At 63.3% G+C, this 14,262-nt stretch carries 11 protein-coding genes; 7 read left to right on the forward strand and 4 right to left on the reverse strand.

Annotated features, from left to right (window positions below; all coding sequences use genetic code 11):
* Positions 1 to 130: 130 nt before the first annotated feature.
* Positions 131 to 385, forward strand: a complete 255-nt coding sequence (locus HWQ56_RS17380) for a hypothetical protein (protein ID WP_158157282.1) — start codon at positions 131 to 133, stop codon at positions 383 to 385.
* A 6-nt stretch (positions 386 to 391) separates the two neighbouring features.
* Here HWQ56_RS17380 and HWQ56_RS17385 read toward each other — a convergent pair whose 3' ends face one another.
* The 4 genes from HWQ56_RS17385 to HWQ56_RS17400 all read right to left on the reverse strand — a co-directional run bounded on the left by HWQ56_RS17385 (position 392) and on the right by HWQ56_RS17400 (position 7,634).
* Positions 392 to 4,501 (reverse strand): CheR family methyltransferase, encoded by a 4,110-nt coding sequence (locus HWQ56_RS17385; RefSeq protein ID WP_176571290.1) that lies wholly within the window; start codon positions 4,499 to 4,501, stop codon positions 392 to 394.
* Positions 4,502 to 4,701: 200 nt separating this feature from the next.
* Positions 4,702 to 5,946: a saccharopine dehydrogenase family protein gene (locus HWQ56_RS17390; RefSeq protein ID WP_158157286.1), complete on the reverse strand. Its 1,245-nt coding sequence runs from the start codon at positions 5,944 to 5,946 to the stop codon at positions 4,702 to 4,704.
* 28 nt (positions 5,947 to 5,974) lie between these two features.
* Positions 5,975 to 7,072 carry a carboxynorspermidine decarboxylase gene (locus tag HWQ56_RS17395; protein ID WP_158157288.1) on the reverse strand — a complete coding sequence of 366 codons (1,098 nt, stop codon included), beginning with the start codon at positions 7,070 to 7,072 and terminating at the stop codon, positions 5,975 to 5,977.
* A 151-nt stretch (positions 7,073 to 7,223) separates the two neighbouring features.
* Entirely contained in the window at positions 7,224 to 7,634 is a 411-nt protein-coding gene (locus tag HWQ56_RS17400) for a PA0061/PA0062 family lipoprotein (RefSeq protein ID WP_158157290.1), read from the reverse strand.
* Positions 7,635 to 8,115: 481 nt separating this feature from the next.
* Between HWQ56_RS17400 and HWQ56_RS17405 the strand changes: the two genes are divergently transcribed.
* From HWQ56_RS17405 to HWQ56_RS17430, 6 genes are all read left to right on the forward strand, one after another.
* Positions 8,116 to 9,234, forward strand: a complete 1,119-nt coding sequence (locus HWQ56_RS17405) for an ABC transporter substrate-binding protein (protein WP_245217771.1) — start codon at positions 8,116 to 8,118, stop codon at positions 9,232 to 9,234.
* Positions 9,235 to 9,348: 114 nt separating this feature from the next.
* Positions 9,349 to 10,263 (forward strand): branched-chain amino acid ABC transporter permease, encoded by a 915-nt coding sequence (locus HWQ56_RS17410; RefSeq protein WP_158157292.1) that lies wholly within the window; start codon positions 9,349 to 9,351, stop codon positions 10,261 to 10,263.
* Entirely contained in the window at positions 10,256 to 11,260 is a 1,005-nt protein-coding gene (locus HWQ56_RS17415; RefSeq protein WP_245217772.1) for a branched-chain amino acid ABC transporter permease, read from the forward strand. Before HWQ56_RS17410 ends, HWQ56_RS17415 begins: the two co-directional genes overlap by 8 nt.
* Positions 11,257 to 12,012 carry an ABC transporter ATP-binding protein gene (locus HWQ56_RS17420; protein ID WP_158157294.1) on the forward strand — a complete coding sequence of 252 codons (756 nt, stop codon included), beginning with the start codon at positions 11,257 to 11,259 and terminating at the stop codon, positions 12,010 to 12,012. Before HWQ56_RS17415 ends, HWQ56_RS17420 begins: the two co-directional genes overlap by 4 nt.
* The gene (locus HWQ56_RS17425; RefSeq protein ID WP_158157295.1) at positions 12,009 to 12,713 is read left to right on the forward strand and encodes an ABC transporter ATP-binding protein; all 705 of its coding nucleotides are present in this window, start codon (positions 12,009 to 12,011) and stop codon (positions 12,711 to 12,713) included. The genes HWQ56_RS17420 and HWQ56_RS17425 overlap by 4 nt, the downstream gene beginning before the upstream one ends.
* The gene (locus HWQ56_RS17430) at positions 12,710 to 14,143 is read left to right on the forward strand and encodes an NAD(P)-binding domain-containing protein (RefSeq protein ID WP_176571291.1); all 1,434 of its coding nucleotides are present in this window, start codon (positions 12,710 to 12,712) and stop codon (positions 14,141 to 14,143) included. Before HWQ56_RS17425 ends, HWQ56_RS17430 begins: the two co-directional genes overlap by 4 nt.
* Positions 14,144 to 14,262 lie beyond the last annotated feature (119 nt).

The following is a 14,262-nucleotide window of genomic DNA, read 5'->3' on the forward strand; positions in this document are numbered from 1 at the left end:
CCAACGCGCAACATCTGCTAAACCTGTGGGAGATACCACCGGCGCCCTTGCTACAGATCAATGGCAGCGGCCGAGGTTCGAGGTACAAGGACAACAGCACATCTCGTTGCTGCTCAAGGAGGATTCACCCATGGCCAATGTCAAACTGCTCGCCGGCGACTTTCTGCAAGGCGAAGCCCATTACCAGGACGGGTTTCTCAACCTGCGCACGCCTCTGACGCCCTGGCCCGGGCTGAACCTGCCCGTGGAGGCGATCGATAGCGTGGAGGCCGTGGGGGGCGATGCCCAGGTCACCTTCATCCTGGCGCTCAAGGATGGGCGCAAAATGAGCGCACTCACCGATGCCGCGACCTTTGACCGCCTCAAGCGCCACCACGTGGCCTAGGACGGGTCAGGCGGTAACCCTCAGGATGGCCTCGATCAATTCGATGTAGGGCACCGGCTTACCGATCTGCTCGACGAAGTCGGCGCCCCCGGCCTGTGGCTGACCCGGCCCCATGCCCGTGAGGGCGATGGCCGGGGTGGCGGCGTTGCGTGTGGTCTCGCGGATCGCCTTGAGTAACTGATGACCATTCATGCCAGGCATGCCCAGGTCGGAGACGATGACGTCATAGGTGGCATGCCCGGCAGCGGTCAGGGCCTGGAGCGGGTCGGTGAACGCCTGCACCTGGCCCCCCTCCATTTCCAGCAACGCCTGGAGGGTCGACAGCACCTCGGGGGAATCATCCACCAGCAGCACGCGCACCGTCGCCAACTGCGCCGTCGGCGTGGCCGCCACGGACAATTGAGCGGGTTTGTCGCAATGCAGCGGCAGCCAGACGCTGAAAGTGCAGCCATGGCCGATACCCGCGGACTGCACCTGCACCCGTCCGCCATGGGCCTCGGCCAACTGGCGCACCAGCGACAGGCCGATACCCAGCCCATCGCGCTGGTAGGAGGCATGCTGGTGGGCCGCCTGGCCGAACAGCTCGAACACCCGGTCCAGGTCTTGCGGCGCCAGGCCATGGCCGTTATCGATGACATCCAGGCGCGCCAAGTCGCCGTCGCGGCTGGCGTGCAGTTGCACACGGCCACTGGCCGGGGTGAACTTGATGGCATTGTTCACCAGGTTCCATACCACCTGCTCGACACGCACCGGGTCGGCGTCCAGGATCAGCGGCGGCGAGTCGGTTGCCTGCTGCAAATGCACGTCGCACTGCCCCGGCGCATGCGCCACCACCGCGTGGATGTCCTGCAGCACCTTGCGCAGGTCCACCTGCATGCGCTCCAGCTTGAGTTTGCCGGTGCGCACCCTGGCCACGTCGAGCAGGTCATCGATGATCCGTGCCTGGCTGCGCACAGCTTCCTGGATGGTGTGCACCGCCTTGTCCGCCAAGGGCAGTTCACGCGTCAGGGGCAACCGGTACAGGAGGTCGGCATTGAGCTGGATGAGGTTGAGCGGGTGCTTGAGTTCATGGGACATCACCGCGAAAAACTCGTCCTTCAAATCACTGCTGGTGAGCGCCTGAGCCAGGCCACGGGACTGCTGGTCGTGCAATTGCTTGTGTTCGGTCAGGTCGCGGGCGATCTTCACTGCCCCCCTGAAGTTCTCGCCTTCCAGCACCGTGGTCTCGCTGCTGCAGTAGAACTGGCTGCCATCCTTGCGCTGGTACCAGCGCTCGTCCTCGACGCGGCCTTCATGCCGGGCCTTGAGCAGCTCGGCGGCCGGCACACCCGCAGCGCGGTCCTGGGGGGTGAACAGGAAGTCGAAAAAGCGCTCCTGAGCCTCGTCCTTGCTGTAGCCGAACATCAGTTGGGCGCCGGTGTTCCAATGGCTGATGATGCCATGCTCGTCCTGGATGATGATGGCGTAGTCATGGGTGCTTTCAGCCACCAACCGCAAGCGCTCTTCGCTCAGGCGCAGGTACTGCTCGGCGGCGCGACGCTTGGTGATGTCGATGAAGGTCAATACCGTGCCGTCGATATGGTTTTCGCTGGAACGGTAGGGCAGCAAGCGCGCGATGTACCAACGGTTGTCGCTGCTGCGCACTTCGCGCTCAATGATGGTCAGGCTTTCGAACACGCTGGCGGCGTCGGCGGGCAGGTCTTCATAGTCGAGCCGGTGGGTGATGTCGAACAGCGAACGACCGGTGTCCACCGGCAGCATGCTGAAAATCTCGGTGGCGCGCGGGGTGAACCATTTGATGCGCATGCTGCGGTCGACGAACACCGTGGCAATGTCGGTGGAAGCGATCAGGTTGGTGAGGTAGTCATTGACCTTGTCGGTTTCCTCGACCTTGGTCTTGAGCTCGTAGTTGACCGTCAGCAACTCCTCGTTCATCGACTGCAGCTCTTCCTTGCTGGTCTCCAGTTCTTCGGTTGCCGAGCGCAGTTCCTCGTTGATGGCCTGCATTTCCTCGTTGGAGGCCTTGAGCTCTTCGCTGGACACCTCGGACTGCTCGATGGTCTCCTGCAATTGCAGCTTGGTGCGCTGCAGCTCCCGCTCCAGGTTGTGCACCACCTGGTTTTCGGTCTGCACCTGGCTGTCCCCCTCCTCATGGCCAGGGGGCAAGGGGGCCTCCTCGAACATCACCAGCACGTAGTCGCCCTCGGTTTCGGCGTCCTTGTAGGGCGCGGCGGTGATCAGCACCTGCAAGCGCTGGTCATTCCCTTGAACGACCACCCGGCGCGAGCGCACCAGGCTGTTGGTCTGCTGCACTTGAAACAGCGCGGTGCGCACTTCAACCCGCAGGTCCGGGTCGATGAGGGCCAACAGGTTGCGCGAGACTTCGCCCCCGGCGTGGCGCAGGTAGCGGCCTGCCTCGGCGGTCATGTGCAGAATATCGGCATTGGTGTCGACGATCAGGCTGGGCGGTGCGGTACGGGCGAGGGCACGCTGATGAATGTCGGCCAACGCCAGGCGCCGGGGGCTTTCACTCTTGGGAGCTTCCAGCACCCGTTCGTTGCGCACGTACCCGCCGCGGGGGACGGTCGGGGCACGGCGGCTCGCCGCCGTGCCGGTGCGTGCACGAAAAATGCGCTGGCGTTTGTCCACCGCCGTGAACAGGTCACCACAGGCATCGGCCGACTCCGACGAGCCCAGGAACAGCGTGCCCCCAGGGCGCAGGGCGAAGTGAAACATCTGCAGAATCTCGCGTTGCACCTCCCGGTCCAGGTAGATCAACAGGTTACGGCACACGATCAGGTCGATCTGCGAAAACGGTGGGTCGCAGAGCAGGCTGTGCTTGGCGAACAGGACCTTTTCGCGCACCTCTTTGCGCACGCGATAGTTGGCCTCTTCCTTGTGAAAGAATTGCCGCAACCGAGTGCTGGGCACGTCGGTGGCGATCGCGGGGGAATACAGCCCCGCCCGCCCGGCCTTGATCGCCCGCTCATCGATGTCGGTGGCGAATATCTGCAGCCGCGTCTTGTTATCGTGGCGCTGCAGCTGCTCGATCAGCAACATGGCCAGGCTGTAGGGCTCCTCTCCGGTCGAGCAGCCGGCCGACCAGACGCGGATCTCATGGTCCTCGCCCTTGGCCTGGGCGTCCTCGAGCAAGTGCGGCAGCACGGTACGTTCCAGGGCCTCGAAGGCTTCGCGGTCGCGGAAGAAGTTGGTGACACCGATCAGCATATCGCCCAGCAGCGCCCGGGTTTCCTCGGGGCGGTCGTGCAGCACGCCGAGATAGGAGAGGAGGTCTGGCTGCAGGCACACCTGCATGCGCCGCTCGATGCGGCGCAGCACGGTGGCGCGTTTGTAATGCTTGAAGTCATGGCCGGTAGCGCTGCGCAACTGGCTGAGGATGTCCTGCAGCGCCTGCTCGGCGGCCGCTGCATCGCGCTCGGCCACTGGGCGAAAGGCAGTCAATTCGGGGTCGCTGGCGGTGGGCAGGTGGATATGCCGGGAGTTGTGCCATAGCTGCACCAACTTGCGCGGCATATCCGCCACCGGCATGACCATGTCGACCATATGGGTAGCGATCGCCGCCTGGGGCATGGCGCTGAACTCGGCGTCCTCGGGGGTCTGGGCCAGCGTCACGCCGCCCTCCTCCTTGATGCGGGCCAGGCCCAGCGCGCCGTCGGAACCGGTGCCCGACAGCACCACGCCCACGGCCCGGGCCTGGTGCACGCGGGCCAGGTCGCGGAAGAACAGGTCGATGGTCACCGGCAGGCCATCGCGCTTGAGCGCCGGCCCGACCTGCAGCTGGCCCTTCTCCATGCCCAGGCTGTGCCCAGGGGAAATCACGTAGACGTTGTTGCTCTGGATCGCCACCGGCCGGGTCACTTGCAGGACCGGCATGGTGGTGGCTTCCTGGATGAGCTTGTCGGCGACGCTCTGGTGTTCGGGAGACAAGTGAAAAATCACCACGAAAGCCATGCCGCTGTCGCTGGGCATGTGCTTGAAGAACTGCTTGACTGCCTGCAGGCCGCCAGCCGACGAACCAATGCCCACGACCGGAAAGGACAGCGAACGCAGTTCCGGGTCGTCAACAGCGGGATGATGCGGGGAGTCGGCGCTCATGGCGATGCCTTGTGCAAGGGAACATGCAGAATCGAGGACGCGGCGTGCACGGCAGCGGCTTGGCCATGGCAAACAACGTGGAGCGTTCATTCTTGCATAGCGGCGACGGTCTGTCGCCAAGCGGGAGGCTGTGACGAACCAGCATGACGGGATGCGCCCCTTGCAGGCGCACCCCGTGTTACATCAGGCGGTGCGACAGATCAGGCGTTCTGATCCCAGGGGCGGTCGCCCTGTTCGTCCTTGATGCGGGTCGGCAAGCCCATCACGTCCAGCGCCTTGAGGAACGGCTCGGCTGGCAGTTCCTCGACGTTGGCCATGCGCTGCACGTCCCACTCGCCACGGGCCACCAGCAAGGCAGCCGCGACGGGGGGCACGCCGGCGGTGTAGGAAATGCCCTGGCTGTCGGTTTCGGCGTAGGCTTCTTCGTGGTCGGCCACGTTGTAGATGAACAGCTCGCGTGGCTGGCCATCCTTGGTGCCCTTGACCAGGTCACCAATGCAGGTCTTGCCGGTGTAGCCCGGCGCCAGCGACGAAGGGTCGGGCAGCACGGCCTTGACCACTTTCAACGGCACCACTTCCAGGCCTTCGGCCGTCTTCACCGGCTGCTCGGAGAGCAGGCCCAGGTTTTTCAGCACCGTGAACACGTTGATGTAGTGCTCGCCGAAGCTCATCCAGAAACGCACGTTGGGCACGTTCAGGTTCTTGGAGATCGAGTGCACTTCGTCGTGACCGGTCAGGTACAGGTTCTGCGAACCCACTACCGGCAGATCATCGGTGCGCTTGACTTCGAACATGGTGTTGCTGGTCCACTGGCTGTTCTGCCAGCTCCACACCTGCCCGGTGAACTCGCGGAAATTGATTTCCGGGTCGAAATTGGTGGCGAAATACTTGCCATGGGAACCGGCATTGACGTCGAGAATGTCGATCGAATCAATGCGGTCGAAATACTGTTGCTGCGCCAGTGCGGCGTAGGCATTGACCACGCCCGGGTCGAAACCGACGCCCAGAATCGCGGTGATGTTCTTCTGCTGGCATTCCTCGAGGTGCTTCCACTCGTAGTTGCCGTACCAGGGCGGGGTCTCGCAGATCTTGCCCGGTTCTTCGTGAATGGCGGTGTCCAGGTAGGCGACACCGGTATCGATGCAGGCACGCAGCACCGACATGTTGAGGAAAGCGGAGCCGACGTTGATGACGATCTGCGATTCGGTCTCGCGGATCAACGCCTTGGTGGCTTCGACATCCAGCGCGTTCAGCGCGAAGGCCTGGATATCGGCGGGTTGCTTGAGGCTACCCTTGGCCTTGACGCTGTCGATGATGGCCTGGCATTTGGAGATGTTGCGCGACGCGATGGCAATACGACCGAGTTCGTCGTTGTGCTGCGCGCACTTGTGGGCCACCACCTTGGCGACACCTCCTGCACCAATGATAAGTACGTTCTTCTTCAATTTCTTTACTTCTCCTTCAACCGCCAGCTCAGGACAGGCTGGACAGGTAATCGTCAAAACCAAACTCGCGAACAACTTCGACGGTACCGTCGAGTTGTTTCACTACGATGGACGGCATTTTCAGGCCGTTGAACCAGTTTTTCTTCACCATGGTGTAGCCGGCGGCATCCACGAACGACAGGCGGTCACCAATGGCCAGCGGGCGCTCGAATTGATATTCGCCGAAGATGTCGCCCGCCAGGCAGGATTTGCCGCAGACCATGTAGGTATGCTCGCCGCTGCTGGGAGCCAGCTTGGCGTTGAGACGGTAGATCAGCAGGTCGAGCATGTGCGCTTCGATGGAGCTGTCGACCACGGCCAGGTGCTTGCCGTTGTACAGGGTGTCCAGCACGGTGACTTCCAGCGACGCGCTCTGGGTGATGGCCGCCTCGCCGGGTTCCAGGTAGACCTGCACGCCGTACTTCTCGGAGAACGCCTTCAAGCGTGCGCAGAACGCGTCCAGGGCATAGCCTTCACCGGTGAAGTGAATGCCGCCGCCCAGGCTCACCCATTGCACCTTGTGCAGCAGGTGGCCGAAACGTTCCTCGATGGTGCCCAGCATCTGGTCGAACAGGCCGAAGTCGCCGTTCTCGCAGTTGTTGTGGAACATGAAGCCGGAGATCTGCTCGATCACCGCTTCAACCTTCACCGGGTCCCATTCGCCCAGGCGGCTGAACGGGCGGGCCGGGTCGGCCAGCAGGTAGTCGGAGCTGCTGACTTGCGGGTTGACGCGCAGGCCGCGCACCTTGCCCTGGCTGGCTTCGGCGAAGCGCTGCAACTGACCGATGGAGTTGAAGATGATCTTGTCGCAGTTCTCGAGCATTTCCTCGATTTCGTCGTCGGCCCAGGCCACGCTGTAGGCATGGGTCTCGCCGGCGAATTTCTGCCGGCCGAGCTTGAGCTCGTAGAGCGACGACGAGGTAGTGCCATCCATGTACTGCTGCATCAGGTCGAACACCGACCAGGTGGCGAAGCACTTGAGTGCCAGCAGGGCCTTGGCGCCGGAGTGCTCGCGCACGTAGGCGATCTTCTCCATGTTGCGCACAAGCTTTTGTTTGTCGATGAGGTAGTACGGTGTCTGGATCATGTCGAGCCTCCGGCAAGGCCAGGCAAAAAAGGACGCGAATTGTGCCTTCTCTCACCGCATGACGAAAGGGCAGATTGCGTATTTTGCCGCATCAGGCCGCCGGGTGCCCGCCAAACGGGCGCTGACCAGGCGCCCAGGCGATAAGTGGAGGTCAGCCGCCGTTGCAGTCGAACTGGTCGGTGCGGGCCACGTGCTTGCCATGATCGTTGACCAGATCCACGTGCATGGCCACCCCCAGGCTGGACTCCTGCAACTGGTAGTGCTCATCGGGCTTGAAGCGCGGGTAGGTCAAGCTGGCGTGGCAGGTGCGGTCGTCCACGTAGACACTGTTGGCCGCGTACACCATCACTTGCAGGCGGTGCTTGCCGGGCGGAACCTGAAAGTAGCGGCCATCGGGCAGCGGCTTGCCGTCGAGTTTTTCCGCCAGCATGCTGTTGCGCGCCTCTTCCTGCAGGCCCACCCAGGCGTCGTGGGGGTCGGGTTTGGGCAGGCTGGCGGCGCAGGCCGACAGCAGGGCTGTCAGGCCCAGGATAGGTAAAAGCGTCAGTGCTTTTGTGTTCATGGGTGGTCCTCACAAGGTTCAGGGCAATGGCGCCATAGTGGCGACGGCGGGTGGCGCAGCGCCAATGAATCACCATGAAACGAATTTCAGCCCTGCTATAGAAATGCGTGAACCCGGGGGCCGGCGTGGAACAGCGATGAACTCGAGAACCCTTATTCCTCAACGACATATAAAACAATTAAAAGATATTAGATAAGCATAACAACCCTGGGTATTCTCCCGCCCCGCAGACGCCCTGTGCTGATGGAATAGCACCGCGAACTTTCTATGTTCCATCGACCTGTTTTCTACTACCAAAGTACTGCTTCTCCCCTGCTTTGGCATTGCATTAAACCGCTCGCATGTCTTACATACTCGCGCGCTGATACTGACCATCAGCGTCTTGCCTGTTCAATTTACACCGCGCGCATAACGCTTTATTCCAGCACCGCCTGGAAGGCACCCGCGCGACCATCGAAACTTGGGTTTGGGGATACACATCATGCTATTCAAACAGGCACTTCTGAGTCTCGCACTCGCCAGCGGCGGGTTAAGCGCCGTGGCCCAGGCCGTCGAGGCACCCATTCGCATCGGCTACCAGTTGCCCTTGACCGGTAACACCGCTCAGTATGGCCAGGACTTCAAGGTGGCGGCGCAGATCGCCCTCAAGGAGTTCAACGCCTCTGGCCGCTTGCCGGTGCCCGTGGAGATCGATTTCCAGGATTCGCGCTCCGACGCCAAGGAGGCCGTGTCCATCGCGCGCAAGTTCTCCGATGACCCGAGCATTGTCGGGGTGCTGGGGGATTTCACCTCTACCGTCTCCATGGCGTCGGCCCAGGTGTACGCACGCGCCGGCGTGCCACAGTTGTCGCAGACGGCATCGCACCCCGACTACACGAAGATTTCGAAGTGGCAGTTCCGCAACATCATCACCGAAAACCAGGAGGGCCCGTTCAACGCCGACTGGATGGCCAGCCAAGGCTATAAAAAGGTCGCAGTGATCGGTGAGCAGACCGACTGGGGCCAATCCGCGGTGCAGGCCTTCGAGAAGAAGGCCCAGGCCAATGGTACGCAGGTGGTGTTCTCCGAGTACTTCAACCGCGGTATTCCAGATTTTCGTTCATTGATCACCAAGCTCGACCGTGAGCACCCGGACGCCATCTATGGTGCGATCTTCTATGAGGACGCCGCGCAGTTCCTCAAGCAACTGCACCAGCTGGGCGTGACCGCGCCGGTGTTCGCCAGCTCCGCGGCCTACAGCGAGCAACTGCTGAGGCTGGCCGGCAAGGACGCCGAGGGTTTCCGTGTCAGTTCCACCTTCGTGCCCACGGTGGACAGCGATAACGTGCGCCACTTCGTCAGCGAATGGAAGCAGGCCCGCAATGGCGAGGAACCGGGGCAATTCCCGGCCCAGGCCTACGATGCCACGCGCATCATGCTCGATGCCGTCGCCCATGCGTACCCGGCGCCCACCCGAGAAAAAGTACGTGATGCATTGGCGCAGACCAGGGACTTTCCCGGCGTAACAGGCACCACAACGTTCGGGCCTGATCGTGAACCGCAAAAGTCCTTGGTCAAAGTACAAGTGGTCGATGACCACTTCGCCCCACTGGCCAACTGAATGAATAGGGCATGCCAACTTCAACGTTGCCTGCCCGGTTAAATAAACGGTTCTTCAAGTCGTCCGGGCTGCCTCTGACGGCTTGAACTACCTTGGCTGTTGAAGGCGGTCTTGGTGATTGATTCATATTATCTACAGCAACTGGTCATCGGTTTATCCCAAGGGATGATCTATGCCTTGGTGGCTATTGGTTTCACGCTGATTTTCGGGGTGCTCAACGCGGTCAACTTCGCCCATTCCGAGGTCTATACCGTCGGCGCTGTGGCCGGGCTGTTTTTGATTGGCGCCTCCTCCCCTCCGCTCGCCGCGATCATCCTGCTGGTGGCGGTGGTGGGTGCGCTGGCTGGCCTGGGCCTGGAACGCGTGGCGTTCAAGCCGTTGCGTCGGTTCGCCGACGAGGCTTCACTGAAATCGCGAGCCATGCGCGAATCGACCCTGATGTCATCGCTGGCAATATCGATCATCGTACGCGAGGGCCTGGAACTGGCCATGGGTTCGCAAATGCAACCGGTGCCTGCCCATTACCTGCTCAATACCCCTATCGTTTTCGCAGGTATCACCATCGTCAGCGGTGACATCGTGATCTTCGGGGTATCGGCCGTGCTGCTGGTGGGCCTGCAACTGCTGTTGAAGAAAACCCGCATGGGCCTGGCCATTCGCGCCGTGTCCAACAACCCGCTGGGCGCCAAGTACAGCGGCATCAATATCGACCGCACCATCGTCTCCACCTTCGTGCTGGGCTCCCTGATGGGCGCGGTGGCGGGCCTGCTGGTCAGCCTGTACTACGGCTCGGTGTATCCCTCCATGGGTTTCGCACCCGGCATCAAGGCGTTCGTGGCCATGGTCATGGGCGGGCTGGTGTCGATTCCCGGTGCCGTGGCCTGTGCGTTGATCCTGGGCGTGGCAGAAAGCATGGCGACCACCTTCATGCCCTCGGCCTGGGCCGACATGGTGCCGTACCTGTTCCTGATCGTAACGCTGGTGTTCTTCCCCCGCGGCCTGTTTGGCGGAGGGCGCGAGCGTGTCTGACCGTCTTTTTTCCCGCTGGCCCCTCATGGCCTTGCTGTTGCTGGTGTTCGGCCTGGTGCCGGCCGGACTGTACCTGCATGGCGGCGGCTATGGCTACCAATTGGCCTGCCTGGTCCTGATATTCGCCCTGCTGGCGGCCTCCCTGCATCTGGTGTCGGGCGTCGCCGGCCTGTTGCACCTGGGCCAGGCAGCATTCTACGGGGTGGGCGCCTATGTCGCGGCGCTGGCCGGGGTGACCTGGCACGTGCCGTTTTGGCTGGCCCTGCCCCTGGCGGGCCTGGGGTCAGCGCTGATCGCCCTGCTGGTGGCCCTGCCCACCATGCGCCTGGTCAGCATCTACTTCGCCGTAGCCACCCTGGCCATCGGCCAGATGATCTACCTGGTGCTGATGAACTGGGTCCCTGTGACCGGCGGCCCCAACGGCGTCACACTGTTCTCACCCATGGACCTGTTCGGCCTGGAGATCACCGGCAATAACGGTATCTACTTCGTGGTCGCCACCACGGTGACATTGTCGGTGGCGGTGATTCACCGGCTTAGCCATTCCTACTACGGCAATGCCCTGCGTGCGCTGCGCGAGGATGACCAGTGCGCCGCCGCCATGGCCATCGACACCGTGCGGCTCAAGATCCAGGTGTTTACGGTGGCCGCCTTCTTCGCTGGCATCGCCGGGGCGTTGTGGGCCTATACCACCGGGTACGTGTCACCCAACGACTTCCGGTTTTCCGAAACCATCCTGGTGCTGGCGATGGTGGTAGTCGGCGGCCTGGGCAGCCTGCCCGGCGCCCTGCTGGGTGCGGTGTTGCTGGTGCTGCTGCCCGAGGCCCTGCGCGGCTTCGGCGACCTGCGCAACATCATCGTCGGCGTCGTCATGTTCCTTTCCATCGTCTTCCTGCCCAAGGGGCTATGCGGTGAGGTATCGGCGCTATCACTGGCGCGCGGGGCGCTGGGGGGGGCCTGGAAAACCGAAGGTGGCAAAAAGGTGGGATGGAAATGAAACTGCTCGAATTCAACGACCTCACCCGCCGTTTCGGCGGCCTGACGGCCGTGGACCAGGTGTCCGGCCATGTCGCCGAGGGCGAACTGGTGGGGCTGATCGGGCCCAACGGCGCCGGCAAGACCACCCTGTTCAACCTGTTGACCGGCTTCGTGCCCGCCAGCGCCGGCACGGTGCATTTCAATGGCCATGACATCACGCGCCAGGCGCCGCACAAGGTCGCGCGCCTGGGGCTGTCGCGCACGTTTCAGAACCTGCGGGTGTTTCCCAACATGACCGTATTCGACAACACGTCGGTGGCCGCCACCGGTGTTATCGGTCATGGCTTGAGGGCAACGCTGCTGGGCGACCGCCAGCGCGCCCGGCAGATTTCCGAGCGCAGTTGGCAGGCACTGGAACGGGTGGGCCTGGCGCACCTGGCCGACCAGTTGGCCGCCAACCTGTCCTACGGCCAGCGAAAGTACCTGGAAATCGCCCGGGCACTGGCCATGCAGCCGCGCTTGCTGGTGCTCGATGAGCCGGCCGCCGGCCTCAATGACACCGAAACCGCGCAACTGGCGGCCTTCATTCGCCAACTCAACGCCGACGGGCTGAGCGTGATGCTGGTGGAACACGACATGAACCTGGTGATGTCGATCTGCGAACGCATCATGGTGCTGGCCTCGGGTCGCAAGATCGCCGACGGCCAGCCCGCCGCGATCCGCAGCGACGCCGCTGTACTGGAATCCTACCTGGGGGCGGATGAGCCATGAACATTCTCGATATCCAGGCGCTGCGCATCAACCTGGGAACCCACGACATTCTGCATGGCATCGACCTGGCTGTGCCGGAGCGCAGCATCATTGCCGTGCTGGGCGCCAACGGCGCGGGCAAGACCACGCTCATGCGTGCTATCTCCGGCATCTACAAGCCTAGCAGCGGGCGCATTCTGCTAGGTGGTGAAAACATCGCCGGCCTGCCTAGCCACGCTATCGTCGCCCGGGGTGTACTGCAGACCCCGGAAGGCCGGCAGATCTTTTCCACCATGACGGTGCGCGAGAACCTCATCATCGGCGGCGGCCCCCAGGGTCTGGCCGAGTTGGACTACGTACTCGGGCTTTTCCCAGTGCTGGGCCAGCGCCTGGAACAACTGGCCGGTTCGCTGTCGGGCGGTGAACAGCAGATGCTGTGCATTGGCCGTGCGCTGATGCGCAGGCCGCGCTTGCTGTTGATGGATGAGCCCTCGCTGGGACTGGCCCCTCGGGTGGTCAGTGAAATCTTCCAGTTGGTGGAGCGGATCCGCGCCAACGGTCTTACCGTGCTACTGGTGGAACAGAATGCCCGCGCTGCCCTGCGGGTGGCGGATCATGCCGCGGTGCTGGACAACGGCCGCATTACCCTGGAAGGCCCAGCGCAGCAGGTGGCGGCGGACCCGCGCATCGTCCAGGCTTATCTCGGAGGTCATACCCATTGAACACTCAACGCGCCACCAACGCCCTGGCCACCCAGCGCCTGCATGAAGAACTGGCCTACCTGCGCCTGCCGGCCAACCCGTGGCCCAGCCTGGGCACCCCGGCGGGCAGCAGCGACATCGCCGAGGTGGCGATCATCGGCGCCGGCATGTTCGGCATTGCGGCCGCCGTGGCACTGCGGCTCAAGGGCATCGACAACCTTCGCCTGTTCGATGACAGCCCCAGAGGCCACAGCGGTCCCTGGACCACCTACGCGCGCATGCCTACCCTGCGCTCGCCCAAGGAATTACCTGGGTTGGCACTGGGCATTCGCGCCCTGACCTTTCGCGCCTGGTATGAGGCGGTGCATGGCGCGCAGGCCTGGGAGCAGTTGTACAAGATCCCCAACGGCACCTGGCAGGACTACCTGAACTGGATCGCCGAAGCGTTCGACTTGCCAATTGAGCATGACACGGCCATCAGCACCTTTGCCGTCGACGCCAAGGGCGTCACGCTCAAACGCGCCGATGGCGACCAGGTGCGGGCACGGCGCCTGGTCATCGCCAACGGCCGCGCCGGGGCCGGCGGGCCGAGCATACCGGCCTTCATCGATGCGCGGCTGTTCCCGCGCCTGGCGGCCCACACCTGCGACCCGGTGGACTTCACCGCGCTGGCGGGGCGGCGGGTGGCGGTGATCGGCGCGGGGTCATCGGCCTGGGACAACGCGGCCACGGCCCTGGAACATGGCGCGGCCCAGGTGACAATGTACGCCCGTAGGGCCTGGCTCCCGCAGATCAACAAGGCACGAGCGTCCACCTACCCGGGCTTCGTCGAGGGCTGGCACAGCCTTGCGCCCGAACAGCAATGGGCGCTGGCCAGCTACCTCGACGATACCCCGCCGCCGCCGCCCCACGAAACCGTGTTGCGCACCCTGGCGGCGGGAGGAAAGCGCTTCACCTTGCACTTGGCGTCCCGCTTGCAGGACGTGCGTGAAGCCGACGGCCAGGTGCGCTTGCAACTGGCCGAGCACACCGACCATGCCGACTTCCTGATCGTGGGTACCGGTTTTCGCGTGGACCTGGCCCATGCCCCACTGTTCGCCGAGGTGGCCGAGCGCGTCGCCCTGTGGCGCGATCGCTTTGAACCGGCACGTGTCGGGCGACGGTCCCACCTGGGGTTGTACCCGTGGCTGGGAGATGGTTTCGAGTTGCAGGAGCGCAATGCAGCCCCCGGCCCGCTCAACCGCGTGCACCTGCTAAACCACGCCGCGAGCTTGAGCTTCGGCGCGTTGGCTTCGGATATACCGGCGATCAGCGCAGCAGCCGAGCGGCTGGCTTCGCGTATCGTGGCGCATGTGTTTGCCGAAGAGTTCGCGGGGCACCTGGGGTATCTGCAGGGTTGGGAGGCTGAGTGGGAGTTGGAGCCCACGCCCTATCTGCGGCGTGACGCGTAGTACTTGAAGCATCCGCAGGCAACGCGGCCGATCTGGCAGCCCTCTTCCCGAGCTTCGCCCGGGTCTAACGGGTTGCCAGGCACGCCGCCGCGGATCAGGTGAGCGCTTCACGCAAGCCA

It is taken from the genome of Pseudomonas eucalypticola, assembly GCF_013374995.1.
In the GTDB taxonomy this organism is placed as follows: Bacteria; Pseudomonadota; Gammaproteobacteria; order Pseudomonadales; family Pseudomonadaceae; genus Aquipseudomonas; species Aquipseudomonas eucalypticola.